10 protein-coding genes and 1 tRNA gene are annotated in these 13,435 nt (G+C 41.4%); 6 read left to right on the top strand and 5 right to left on the bottom strand.

The genetic code is table 11. The annotated features are described in order from the left end of the window. Positions 1-12: 12 nt before the first annotated feature. On the bottom strand, positions 13-1,005 hold the full coding sequence (gene cas1f, locus C2869_RS12900; RefSeq protein ID WP_108603330.1) for a type I-F CRISPR-associated endonuclease Cas1f: 993 nt from the start codon (positions 1,003-1,005) through the stop codon (positions 13-15). A 458-nt stretch (positions 1,006-1,463) separates the two neighbouring features. After that, positions 1,464-2,204: a hypothetical protein gene (locus tag C2869_RS12895; RefSeq protein WP_108603329.1), complete on the bottom strand. Its 741-nt coding sequence runs from the start codon at positions 2,202-2,204 to the stop codon at positions 1,464-1,466. Positions 2,205-2,460: 256 nt separating this feature from the next. Here C2869_RS12895 and C2869_RS12890 point away from each other — a divergent pair, with 256 nt between their 5' ends. Genes C2869_RS12890 through C2869_RS12880 form a run of 3 tightly spaced genes read left to right on the top strand, consistent with a single transcriptional unit; the run spans position 2,461 to position 8,362 of the window. Continuing rightward, entirely contained in the window at positions 2,461-3,876 is a 1,416-nt protein-coding gene (locus tag C2869_RS12890; protein WP_108603328.1) for a TolC family protein, read from the top strand. Between the two features lie 2 nt (positions 3,877-3,878). Continuing rightward, a complete protein-coding gene (locus tag C2869_RS12885) occupies positions 3,879-5,276 on the top strand; it encodes an efflux RND transporter periplasmic adaptor subunit (RefSeq protein WP_108603327.1) in 1,398 nt (465 codons plus the stop codon). Next, positions 5,273-8,362 (top strand): efflux RND transporter permease subunit, encoded by a 3,090-nt coding sequence (locus C2869_RS12880; protein WP_108603326.1) that lies wholly within the window; start codon positions 5,273-5,275, stop codon positions 8,360-8,362. Before C2869_RS12885 ends, C2869_RS12880 begins: the two co-directional genes overlap by 4 nt. A gap of 423 nt (positions 8,363-8,785) precedes the next feature. Here the strand turns inward: C2869_RS12880 and C2869_RS12875 are convergent, their stop codons facing one another. The 3 genes from C2869_RS12875 to C2869_RS12865 all read right to left on the bottom strand — a co-directional run bounded on the left by C2869_RS12875 (position 8,786) and on the right by C2869_RS12865 (position 10,538). Next, positions 8,786-9,259 (bottom strand): transcription elongation factor GreAB, encoded by a 474-nt coding sequence (locus tag C2869_RS12875; protein WP_108603325.1) that lies wholly within the window; start codon positions 9,257-9,259, stop codon positions 8,786-8,788. Positions 9,260-9,274: 15 nt separating this feature from the next. Then, a complete protein-coding gene (locus C2869_RS12870; protein WP_108603324.1) occupies positions 9,275-10,378 on the bottom strand; it encodes a PDDEXK family nuclease in 1,104 nt (367 codons plus the stop codon). Between the two features lie 84 nt (positions 10,379-10,462). Next, positions 10,463-10,538: transfer RNA gene (locus C2869_RS12865), tRNA-Arg, on the bottom strand. Between the two features lie 121 nt (positions 10,539-10,659). Here C2869_RS12865 and C2869_RS12860 point away from each other — a divergent pair. From C2869_RS12860 to C2869_RS12850, 3 genes are all read left to right on the top strand, one after another. Continuing rightward, positions 10,660-11,121, top strand: coding sequence for a hypothetical protein (locus C2869_RS12860; RefSeq protein WP_108603323.1), 462 nt, complete (start codon positions 10,660-10,662; stop codon positions 11,119-11,121). A 144-nt stretch (positions 11,122-11,265) separates the two neighbouring features. Next, positions 11,266-12,747 (top strand): methyl-accepting chemotaxis protein, encoded by a 1,482-nt coding sequence (locus C2869_RS12855; RefSeq protein ID WP_108603322.1) that lies wholly within the window; start codon positions 11,266-11,268, stop codon positions 12,745-12,747. A gap of 15 nt (positions 12,748-12,762) precedes the next feature. Then, positions 12,763-13,332 carry a DUF6436 domain-containing protein gene (locus C2869_RS12850; protein WP_108603321.1) on the top strand — a complete coding sequence of 190 codons (570 nt, stop codon included), beginning with the start codon at positions 12,763-12,765 and terminating at the stop codon, positions 13,330-13,332. Positions 13,333-13,435 lie beyond the last annotated feature (103 nt).

Here is a 13,435-nt window from a genome sequence, read left to right as displayed (position 1 = left end):
ATGTTGCGGTAATTAGTCATCATGCTGTTCCAACGCAATTTGTTTAACGGTATCAAACATGTAGTCGAGCGCTTTGTGGTCGGTAAAGGCTTGTAGTATTTGTTGTCTGAACTCTTGTTCTGTCGCGTTTTCCATCGCACAGATAAATGCCCAAGGCAGCACGAGGGCGTCTTTTATTAAATCGGCAATATCAAACACTAAGGCGCCTCTTCTGGTTTTACCATGCATAACGGCAAAACCGTGTGGTATACCCAGTACCCACAAGGTACAAGCAGCTAAACCATAGGCTAAATAGTTGCCGTGGTTTAAAAAGTCGTTGGCTTTATCGGTATGTTTTTTAGTGGAACCTTGATGCTGACGGGTAAAATTGTCGTGCTTAGTATTGTTGGCTGCAAATTTATAAAGCGCTTTGGTCAATTGTGCTTCGGTCAGTAATAATTCACTTTTTTTGCTGGCTTGACTGTTGCGTTGGGTAAAGGTGGCTAAGGCGTTTTGTATGGTATTGTCGTTAACATTAAAGCCATTTTGCTTTAAGTCTTTGTCTTTTTGCCATACGCGTTGTAAAAATTCGATACGGGCGGTTTGTATTTGTTTACCTGCGTTAAGCCTTTTATCTTCATCAAACCAAAAACTTAACCAGCCTTGTAAGTATTCTGTTGGCCGGTATTCACTTTGGGGTGTCATCCATTCAATAGCGTGTTCTACATTGTTCGCCATGTATAAGGGGGTACCACCGCCACCACAAAACCCTACCAACACACCGGCTTGGCTTAACATGCGCATGGCAGCTTGGGTAATTGAGGTGCCATTACCCAATAAGATCACTGTGGTGTTGGCAATGGGAATATTGTAATACAGGTTCTCTTGCCTTTTATTAGAGAAGGCTTCGGTTAAGTACAATACTCGACCGTCTTTTTGCATTACGCGACAGTATTCTAGGTAAAAGATATTAGCGCGTTTTGAGTGCAAAATAGTTTTGAGATCAGAGGGTGATAAATCATCCATGTTTTTGCCTTATTCCTTGCTGGTTAATGGTTATTTATACCGTTTCCAGCGCTATATCTGCAACGTTTGATTGTAAGTGGCAATAAGTTTTGCGTGTTTTGTTGAATGCTGGCCATGTAAGTAAATGACCTATGGGTAGTGTTTCCCTGCTTTTAAACAAGCTCGACAAGCATAAATGCTCGTCTGGTAGGCGAGACTTTGCCTGCATGGATGCAGGTACTTAAGATTTGTCGGGAACAAAATCTTGCAGTCTTGCTCTTTTGGGTTAGGTTTGCAGGCTTGGTTTGCAGGTTCTACAAGCATTTATGCTCATCTACAAGGGATTGGTTTGCAGGCTCTGCAAGCTTAAAAGCTCGCCTACAAGGGGATTGGTTTGTTGTCTTGCTCTTTGGAGTTACATTTGTAGGATTGGTTTGCGGGCAGTACGGGAGAGTATGAACACTCCCGCACTTGATGTTTTATGGGGTGTCGCAATTATCGACTTCGGCGGCTGCGAGGGCTTTTTGTTCAAGGCTGTTGGCTATGATAATTTTTTGCCAAATTTTGCGACTTAAATTGGTACACAATACTTCAACTTCATTTACCGCTTGGGTCACTGAAGGATCTGGGAAATGCTTAACATACAAAGCGGCTAATTTACCCACTAATGAAAGCATTTCGGAGCAGTAATCAAGATAGCGTTGCAATTCAAAAACGGTCATGGTGCGCTCAGGTGAAGACTCAGTAGATGTACCTTGTCCTGATGCATAGTATGGGTCTTTAGTGAGTTGAAGCATGTCGATTACATGGGCGATCTCTCGCAAGTGATGCAGTGAGCTAATTAATCGTGAGCGTTTAATTCGATTTTCTATCGAAAATAAAAAGAAAATAGCCGCACCGCCTAAAATCACGTTATTGAATACAGATTCGCTTATTTGTACAAACGTAACTTGGTTTAATGTATTCGTTTTAGCGGCATCTAATTGCATCCAACTATACACCATAAACGAGACACCCATTAAAACAACCAGCGCAGCCCCTAACCTTAACCAAATATTAGGGCGATTGATCCATTCAATATCGGCGCTGCTTTTGTCGGCCATTTCATTCAGTTCTTTGGCTATCGTCTTTAACCTTGAACACGGAAACCGTTCATCTATGCGTTGATGTAACTGTTGTATCGTCTCAACTAATTTATCGAAATCGAGTGTGATATACATGTTTTTATATTGTTGGTGTTTTACCCTAGCTTAACAAAATAACGAACCTTGCACATAGTCAATGTAAAGATTACGTAAAAAGGGCAACGGAATCAGGTTTGAACTATCTAAATTTGCTTTAATACTGATCCAAAGTAACACTTAGCTTTTATATCAGTTATAAATCAATAATTTAGTTGTCGCTATATTTTTCAATTTCGGTAATGCAACTTTAGTAACAGAGACAAGATTAACAACCTTACTTTACTTTTGACTTATGAATTTAAGAACATCTTCTTTGGTTGCGGTATTAACCGCAAGCGCGTTAACGGCCTGCAGCCAAACGCCATTAATTGCACCAGATTCGCAAGTCAGGTTAGCGCAAGCAAACTGGCAGAGCTTAGTTAATACCTCACAACCTCAACAAAAATCGTTATTGTTGGCCGATATAGTTGACGAACCACTTTTGCAACAGATACAACGCGCGTTGCAGCATAACCCAGCTATTAATAAGCAAGCGTTAACCGTTGAAAGTGCCAAACAAGATTTAGTTGTAGCCAACGCCGCCATTTGGCCATCTTTGGACGCTACATTCTCGGAGCAACGCGGTAAAACAAACCAGCAAAAAAGCTCTAGTTTGGGGATAACGGCAAATTACGAAATTGATATTTGGCAAAGATTGAGCGATGCCGAGCGTCAAGCTAATTTGAGTTTACTCGCTAAGCAAAACAACTTACAACAGGCAATAGATAGTCTGGCTAGTCAGGTGATCAATGCTTGGTTCAAAGTCAGCGAAGCGGATGCATTACTTGCACTGTATAAAAAACGTGTGGCCAATGCTGAGCAAAATTTACAAACGATTGAGTTTGGCTATCAACGCGGCATTAATAGTGCGCTAGACGTATACTTAGCGCGCAACGAGTTACACTCCGAACGTTCACGTTTGGCTAGCCAACAGCAAACCAAGCAATCTAACGTGCGTCAGTTACAACTTTTACAGGGCCTATACCCAAGCGGTGAATGGAATGCACCTATTGCCCCCCTGCCTAAGGTTTCTGGTTTACCAACTCTACCCTTGCCTAGTGATATGGTTAAATCTAACCCCAATTTAAAAGCCAGTTGGCATAATTTATTAGCCGCTGACGCGAATTTGGCTGTCACTCATAAAAATCGATTTCCATCTTTGTCGTTACGCGCCAATTTAGATCATTCTTTTATCAGTGCCAATACCGGCTGGAGTTTTCTGGCAAGGATCACCCAACCTTTGTTTGACGCCGGTAGATTAAAATCTCAAGCGGTAAAAGCAAGGTTAGCGGTACAGCAAGCTGAGCAACAATATTTAAGTGATTTGCTCGCAACTTTTAATCAAATTGAAAACAGCTTAACCCAAGCAGAAACCTTGCAAACTCGACTCAAAAATACCTTGGCGGCTCGTGATAATGCCGAGCGAGCAGCTACATTGTCGTTTGAACAGTACCAAAAAGGCTTAGTTAGTTTTACCACAGTATTAGACTCGCAGCGTCGGGAGTTTGATGCGCAAAGCTCGGCTATTCAACTGCAATATCAATTAATTGAAAATATGAATCAGGTTTTTCTCAGTTTAGGTGGCGATTATCGCCAAGCACTTAATATTACAGTCAAACCGCAAATGATTAACCCTGATACTTTATCAGCTACAGGAACCGAGAGTTAACTATGTCGTCGTCATTAAATAAATACTTGCTACCAATTATTGTATTAATTGTTGCCGTATTATTGGCCGTCAGCTTGGTCAAGAATCCACCGGAAACAAAGCGCCGACCCGCATCAAGCGCGCCACAAATTAAGGTCGAAACAAAAACGATACAAGCACAAAATTATACCGTTACGCTGCAAAGTTATGGCCGAGTGGCCCCGCGTACGCAAAGTGCTTTGGTTGCCCAAGTTTCAGGTCAAATTACCTATATTAGTCGCAATTTCCACCCTGGCGCATTTTTTGATAAAGGTGAAGTACTCGTTAAAGTTGATGCAAGAGACTATGTCGCGGGAGTTAAAATTGCACAAGCCAGTTTGCTTGACGCGCAACAAAAGTTATTAGAAGAGCAAGCAAAAGCAGAACAAGCCGCGCTAGACTGGCAACGCTTGGGTAATGGTGACACGCCAAGTGATTTAGTATTACGCAAACCCCAATTGGCTGCCGCCGAATCTAAGGTTTTATCCGCGCAAGCGCAACTCGAAAAAGCTGAACTAGCTTTAGAGAGAACCCAAATTATTGCCCCTTACGCAGGACGCATACTCGATAAAAAGGTCGACTTAGGTCAAGTAGTCAACAACAACGCACAGTTAGCCACTATATTTGCGACCGACTATGTTGAAGTTCGCTTGCCGCTTAAAAATCAAGAACTCAGTTTAATCGACTTACCTGAGCAATATCGCGGCCAGCAGTCGCCTACCGATCAGGCCACTACTCATTCGAGTGTGCCTGTTACATTTACCTCAGCCAGTTACGACACAAACCAAAACGTACAATGGTCTGGTCAATTAGTGCGAACCGAAGGTGCCATTGATAGTCAATCACAACAACTTTATGTGGTTGGGCAAATTAATAATCCTTATGCGGCACCGAGTGACTTGCCTGCTATCAAAATTGGCCAATATGTTAACGCGGCTATTCAAGCCAAAACGCTAAATGATGTTATTGTTATTCCTAATCAAGCCATATACCAAGGCAGTTACGTGTTTGTTGTTGAGAATGGTTTACTCAAACGAAAAGATGTTCAAATACGTTGGCAAAACCAACAGGACGCTGTGATCAGTAAAGGTCTAGCGGTGGGCGAGCAATTAGTTACCACCAGTTTAGGCCAAGTTAGCTCAGGCACGCGTGTTGCCATCGCCGGCGAGCGTAAAAAAACAGAAACACCTAAACAAACCTCGCCAGTCAAAACAAACAAGGGAGCAGAGCCCAGCAAACCTCAAGCCAATAGAAGCTTTGCTGATTTGCCACCACATATTCAAGCTAGAATACAAGCCAAAGCCGACGAGCAAGGCAAAACAGTAGAAGCTGTCATGGCAGAGCGTAGAGCAAAAATGCAAGCACGAGGTAATGGCGAATGATAGCTTGGTTTACACGCAATCATGTTGCAGCAAACTTGTTGATGATCAGCTTACTGATTGCAGGTTTTTATTCTCTCAACATGAAAATACCGCTCGAAATTTTTCCGTCTTTCGAAACCGATCGTATTACGGTGAATGTCAGCTTACGCGGCGCAACACCTGAAGATGTAGAAAAAGGCGTGGCAATTCGCATTGAAGAAGCAGTGCAGGATCTTGAAGGGATCGAAAAAATATCAAGTCGTTCATCAGAAGGTTCTGCCAATGTGACCATTGAGGCTGATTCAGGTTATGACGCTCGTGAGTTATTAGCCGATATAAAATCACGAGTCGACGCTATTAATACTTTTCCGGCAGACGCTGAAAAGCCCGTCGTAGCGTTAGCCCAACGCAAGCGTGAAGTGATTAACGTAACCATAGCCGCGCCCTATAGTGAAAAAGAAATTCGTGAATTTGCTGAAACCGTGCGCGATGATTTACTGCGTTTACCCGGTGTAACGCAATTAGAATTAGCTGGCGTACGCAACTATGAAATCGCGATTGAAATATCAAAAGACAAACTACGCCAATTTGATTTAAGCCTCAGCCGCATATCAAACATTATTAGCAACAGCTCGTTAGATATTTCTGCCGGTAACTTACGAACAAACGGCGGAGATATTTTACTGCGCTCAACAGGACAAGCCTATCGCAAAGATGAGTTTGCCAAAATCGTTGTAAAAACCAATCCCGATGGTTCAATTATTACCTTAGGTGATATTGCCAATATAAACGATGGCTTTGAAGAAACGCCAATTCGTACCCGTTTTAATGGCAAACGTGCGGCATTTATTGACGTTTACCGTATTGGTGATCAAAGCGCAATTGACGTAGCTGATCAGGTAAAAGGCTATATTGAACAACGCCAAGCCTCCCTACCCCATGGCTTTGAATTATCGTATTGGGACGACGATTCACAAATCGTCAAAAACCGCTTAGCCACATTAACTAATAACGCCATTCAAGGTGGCATATTGGTTATGGCGCTGCTCACGCTATTCTTACGCCCATCGATCGCCTTTTGGGTATTTATTGGTATTCCGGTTTCGTTTATGGGCGCCTTTATTGCCATGCCGATTTTTGGTATTAGCTTGAATATTATTAGTTTGTTTGGCTTTATTTTAGTACTCGGCATAGTCGTAGACGATGCTATCGTCACCGGAGAAAATGTTTATACCCATATGCGCAAAGCCGAATCGAGCGAACATGCCGCTATAATCGGAACTCAAGAAGTAGCGGTGCCTGTTACCTTTGGTATTCTCACTACCGTTGCCGCATTTATGCCTTTAGCTTTTATTGAAGGTATGCGTGGTGCTTTATTTGCCCAGCTCCCTGTTATTGTCATTCCGGTATTGTTGTTTTCACTGATTGAGTCCAAATTTGTGTTGCCTGCGCATTTAAAATACATCAAATTACGCGATGAAAGTAAACCCGTCAGCGGCTTTACTCGCTTTCAGCAACGCTTTGCTGATGGCTTTGAACGCGCCATTTTAAAGTACTATCAACCTATTCTACGTAAAGCCATCAACAATAGAACGACTACTTTGTCTCTGTTTATTGCCGCGTTTATTATCATATTCGCAATGATCTCCAGTGGTTGGACAAAGTTTGTGTTTTTCCCACGAGTGCCCAGTGAAACCGTACGCATGAATTTAACCATGCCAGCTGGCACACCGTTTGAAGTCACTGACAAACAGATCGAAAAAATTGCTAAGGCAGCCTATCAATTAAAAGAAAAGTACACCAACGACGAAGGTGACAGTTTAGTTTTGAATATTTTGGCGCGCACCGGACGAGCATCCAATACAGGTGCTGTGTATTTTGAGATCCAACCGCCTGAATCAAGAAGTTTTGACATTGACTCACGCCGGTTATTAAGCGAATGGCGACGCATGATAGGCGATATTCCTGGTGCTGAATCTGTCTCGTTCCGCGCAGAAATAGGTCGCTCGTCAGATCCTATCGATGTGCAATTAGTGGGCAATTCACTTGAAACCCTACAATCTGTGGCAGACAAGGTAAAGGTGCGATTAGCCACCTACCCAACGGTTTACGATATTGCCGATACATTGTCCAATGGTAAGCAAGAGTTGCAAATAGAGCTAACTGAGTTGGCCAAAACCTTAGGCTTAACCCGCAACGAAGTGTCTCGGCAAATTCGCAGTGCTTATTTTGGCTCGCAAGTGCAACGTATTCAACGAGGCAGAGACGATGTTAGAGTTATGGTTAGATTACCCTTGGAAGAGCGGCAATCTTTAGCTGATCTGCAATCATTATTAATCAACACCAGTAATGGTGCTATTCCACTCGCGCACCTTGTTACTTTTACACCGGGTCAGAGTCCGTCGACCATTCAACGTATCGACAGATACCGAACCGTTCGCGTTACGGCCGATATAGTCAAAGACGAAACCAATATGACGGTTTTACAAGCCGACTTAAAAGCCTACTTGGACGATCTCGTTGCCCAATACCCTGGGATTTCGCATTCGTTAGAAGGTGAAGCCAAAGAACAACGAGAGTCATTTGCTTCTATTGGCTGGGGATTGTTGATCGTGTTTTTTGTGATTTACTGTTTACTCGCTATTCCATTTAAATCTTACCTGCAACCTCTTGTCGTGATGAGTATTATTCCGTTTGGCATTTTAGGCGCGGTTGTCGGTCACTGGATCATGGCGATGGATTTAACCATAATGAGTGTTTTGGGCATGATGGCCTTAGTTGGCGTTGTCGTGAACGACTCATTAGTATTGGTTGATTTTATTAACAAGCAACGTGAAAAAGGTATTGCTTTGTTAGACGCAGTACTCACCGCAGGCGCAGCCCGTTTTAGACCCGTTATGCTAACCAGCTTAACAACCTTTATTGGTCTAATGCCTTTGCTATTTGAAAAGCAAACTCAAGCGCAGTTTTTAATACCCATGGCGGTATCCTTAGGTTTTGGCATTTTATTCGCCACCTTTATTACCTTGGTATTAGTGCCCGTCAACTACACAGTGATGGAATCAATTAAAGCCAAACTCAGTGGTAAAGCACTAGCTGCGGCTTAAACTCAAAACAATTAAGTGGCGATGTTATTGCGCTATACTGGCATGCGAATACTACTTACAAAAAAGCCTTTTATAGAGATATAAGGAATCTGTATACGGGGCTTGGCTTACAGGCTTTACAAGCATAAATGCTCGTCTACAAGGGTTGTTTTTTGTAGGCGAGACTTGGCTTCCAAGCCCCTACTTTTGGTGCCTGCAAGGATGCTGGAACTTAGAATTTGTCGGGAACAAAATTCTGTAGTCTTGCTTTTGATGTTTTGCTTGCAAGCTCACAAGCATAAATGCTCATCTACAAGGGTGTTTTTTTGTAGGCGAGACTTTAGTCTTGCTCTTTTGGGTTTGTAGGCTTGGCTTGCAGGTTCACAAGCATAAATGCTCGTCTACAGGGTTAGGTTTTGCAAGCTCACAGGCATAAAATACAAACTAACAAACCTGAGCAATTTCTAAAGTTTGTGACTTACCCGCGACCAATATACTGACTTCATCATAAACATATTGCCCCATCACAGCTTGACCTATTGGCGAGTGAGGCGTGACAACCAATATTGACTGCTGTTGGTAACTCAGCTTGTTACCCCCGCCTACTGGCAATAAATAATACCAAGACTCCTGCCCCTCTAACTTAAACAAAGCCGACAAGCCAATCGCGGTATCATCATCAAAGTCACTAATAGATAGGGTTTGCAAGCTTTGTAAATTTGCTTTTAATTCATCAACGCGACGACTTTGCCCTTCAGCTAAATATGCCGCTTCAATCGCCAACGTATCATATTGAGTTTCGGCTACCGACTCATCATCAATTGCTGCTTTATGCGCATTGTCAGCAGCCAATTGCGCCGCTTCAAGCTCTTGATTAAGTAGTAAGTTCAGTTGCTTAATTATCGCTTGTTTATTCATCTTTAAACCAAAAAGTTAAACGCGCTCTAATCTTAATTGTAACAATTGAATTAACTTTTTTGCTTTATCGTCCGCTATGGAACAACTCGTTGTATAGGGATGATGTAAGTCAAACTCTTGCTTAAATTCAGCAGGCTTTACAGAATTACTAAAATTATCATCAGCGACATAAAGCCACTTTACCTCTAGCCGATGCCAATGGTCTTCTGAAATGGGATCTCCCTCTTTTGGGCCTTTCAATAGTTGATAACCACCTGCATCAGCTTTAGCGACTTTAGCCACACCAACTGCGCCAAAACCATTAACGTAAGCAATTAAGATATCGTCTTTAACAAAACTTTCTAATAGTTGAGTCCCTTTATCACCCTCTTGCCCATCAAAACCCGCAGACACAAACGAATTTTCTTTTAAAAAGCGCCACTTTGTAGGAACTGTAGTGCCTATATTGTACCAATGATATTTTGGTTCTCGATTAAGTGCACTAAATTCTAGCGGGAAAGTTGATTCACTTGAGCGGTCAAACACAACTGAAAAATCAATGTAAGGTTGATTATTACTATCTTGAAATACAGCATATTGAATGCACTTAAAGGCGACACCTTTTTCGGACAACCATTCCCCCATAGAAAACAATGTACGATCAAACTTATGAGCAACCAATATGACTCGGCTTTTTGTATTTATTTGGTCGACGGAAATTTCAGCAGAATCAATATATGACTGAATATCATCTGAAAATTGCGGGTTGATCAATTTTTTATTATTTATAAATTTATCGCCTTTAAAGCGGGCAATAGATGCTAGGTATTGCAAAGCTTGTGTATCAACCCCTAAACCACTTAACTCTTTTTTTAACTCAATGATCACGCCATTGCCATTTCTATCTAGCGCGAGTAAATCTGCCCTTTTCGCATTGGCAACTTTAATTTGGTTTTTTAATAAAATTAACTCTTCACCAAAAATACCTTCGTTTAACAAAGGAGAAATATATCCATTAATTTCATTACCTTGCTCTTGATTGGAAAGTAATAATTTTTCCAGATCTAGCTCTGGTATATTTTCCGATTTAACTGCTTTTAACTTTTTTAATCCGTTTTCGTTATTTATTTTAAATAGCACCGATAACTCCTATCAATCAATACTGAATACACCTTGGCCACAATAAACTAGTTTAATCAAAACATCCGAGAGCAAGAATGGAAATGGCGTCCCCTACAGGATTCGAACCTGTGTCTAAGACTTAGGAGGTCCTTGTTCTATCCAGCTGAACTAAGGGGACGCAAGTAAAGGTATAAATTTCAAAAACTTAACGACATGCATATTAATGAAATCTAGTCACCTTTCAAGGTAAATATCGGCTTCGACTATCAGATCATGATATTAACCGTTACAATTCTGTTATGAATAAAAACACCGTTTATCACTATCGTGCGATCCTCGCCAGCTTGCTTTTTCTGGTTTTTATCAGTCCATTAAGTGTTGCGAATGAATCTGAATTGGAACTCAAGCCCTTTACCACTGACGGCTGTAGTGCTTTTCCCGATGGTACGCTCAAGCAAAATCAACTTTGGTTAACATGCTGTACAGCACATGACATGGCCTACTGGCAAGGTGGTAGCTATCAGCAACGTAAAGACGCCGACTACGCGCTACAATCTTGCGTCGAAAATATAGGTGAGCAAGGCGTGGCATTCATTATGCTGGCGGGTGTACGAGTTGGCGGAACACCTTTTTTACCCACAACCTTTCGCTGGGGCTATGGCTGGCCTTACCCTAGATTTTACGGTCTTTTAACGGAGACTGAACAACAGCAAGTTAAAGTCCGACTCGCGCAATTAAACGATCAGGCTAAAACTAAATGACTATTTCGTTGAACTTTTCCTATCAGAAACTCGTAAAACAATAACGCTAAATTTCATTTATCCACTAAAATTATACTGAATAATCCAAAAGGAAATTGACCCGATATGGTATAATTTAAACAACTTTGTATTATCGAGTGACTTATGCAATATCCTTGGGTGCAAACCGCCAACCGTGTTTTTATTGGTGTTTTAACAACACAGCTCATTCTTACTTTTGTGATCGCCTTTTTTACCGATACGTGGAGCGCAGCGCTGACTATCGGTATACCTATGTTTATTTTCCCCATTATCCTAATATTACAAGCGCCCAATAGTCGCTTAACCCATTTTACTGTTGGTATTGGTGTGCAGCTGTTAACAGCCTTGCATATTCAACAAACTTTTGGTTTAACGGAGATCCATTTCGAAATATTTGTCGTCATCGCCTTTTTAAGTTTTTACCGTGACTGGCAAGTCATATTAGGCAGTGTTTTAGTTGTTGCGGTGCATCATGTACTGTTTTTTATTTTGCAAAGTAACGATGCCGGTGTGTATGTATTTGAGGCAAGTCACTTGTCTTTTTCAACATTGGTTATTCATGCTTTATTTGCAGTGGCTGAAGCGGGTGTTTTAATGTTTGTCGCCAAAAACAGTTTTAATGAAGCCCAAGCTTCATTTAAATTAACTAATGCCATTCATCAAATACTCGATAAACCTGACCAGTTTAATTTAACTATAAATTTAGACACAACAAATCCTAAACTAGAGCAGTTCAATCGTCTTATTACTTCATTTAAACATTTGCTCAAAGAAGCGAAAACCGTTAGTCATAACGTATCGCAATTAGCCAACCACGTTTCAACTATTTCTAACAATATTCAAGATACGACACGCAATAGTGATCAGCAAACCCATCTGATCGCAACCGCTACAGAGCAAATGACTGTGACTATTAATGATGTTGCTCATCGCGCTAGTGAAGCAAGTCAACATGCGACTGAATCTCACAAAGCAACCAACGATGCTAAAGAGATTATCGAGCAATCTAGCAAACATGTGGCGTATTTGAAGGATGAAATATCTGGTGCAGCAAGCTCTATCGATACTTTATCAGATAAGTGTAATTACATTGGTGAAGTGATGATGGCTATTAAGTCAGTGTCTGAACAAACAAATTTGTTAGCACTCAACGCGGCTATAGAATCTGCTCGAGCGGGTGAACACGGAAGAGGGTTTGCGGTAGTGGCTGATGAAGTTCGTCAGTTGGCAACTAAAACCAGAGAAAGCGCAGAAGAAATTACAGTTGTCACTAACGAGTTAATTAACGAAGCCGGTTCCTCGGTGAGCAAAATGCATAATTGCTTAAGTGTTGTTAACGATGCTGTTACTTCATCTAATCAAGCTTGTGACGTAATGGATACAGTAGTTAGCGGGATCACTATAGTTAGCGATAATATTGCGTCGGTTGCGACAGCTGCCGAACAACAAACGTCGGTTGCAAACAGTATTGCTACATCTACGCAAGAACTACAGCAATCATCAAATGATCAAGTATCTGAAGTCGGTTCAGCGCAGCGTGAAATTGAATCTCTTCGAGCCAATATTCAAGCGTTAAATGCTGAGCTTGCAAAGTTTACTTTATAAAACACTCTTAAAGTCATGCTTGCCAAACTAGCCAAATATAAATTGCAATTACTACTTGCTGTTTGGCTAGTTGCCATGTTGCTAGCACTTCAATTTCAAGCGAAAAACCAGTTGTCTGAGTTTGATCCAGAGAATAAATTACTTAAACTGACTCAAGCATCGACACAAGGTAACGAGCTTAACAAAATATTAGCAAAGATAGTTGCAGAGTATAAAACTGACGTTATTGGTACAGCCGGCACCGTATTACACTTCAGTACAGACAATTGTTTTTGCTATACTTTAAGCCAACCCCATATCCAATCGGTCAGGCAACTTTCCGAGCTTCATGGTTATACCAATATTGAAATCAATTTAACAAAAAACAAAGTTAACGCTAAATTGTGGCAACTCATTCCTTCTGTTCCAGCTATTGCAGTTATTAATGACGAAAAGCAATTAATCTATTTTGGCCCCTACTCTTCTGGCTATAATTGCTCACCTGATAATGGCCTCGCTGAACCTTTTATCACGACAAAACAACCGCACCAATTGACCACAATAGCCAGTCAAGAAAAAGGTTGTTATTGCAATCTAGCACCTTAACTTAACAGTTTTGCACAGTTGAATTTATAACCATTTGCTAGATTGATAAGGTCTATTATACACCGACAAGCCTTATGCTAGCCGAAATAAACTCGTCCCTTGG

The sequence above is a fragment of the Saccharobesus litoralis genome, assembly GCF_003063625.1.
Classification (GTDB): domain Bacteria; phylum Pseudomonadota; class Gammaproteobacteria; order Enterobacterales; family Alteromonadaceae; genus Saccharobesus; species Saccharobesus litoralis.
This window is presented reverse-complemented; position numbering and strand designations above follow the sequence as displayed.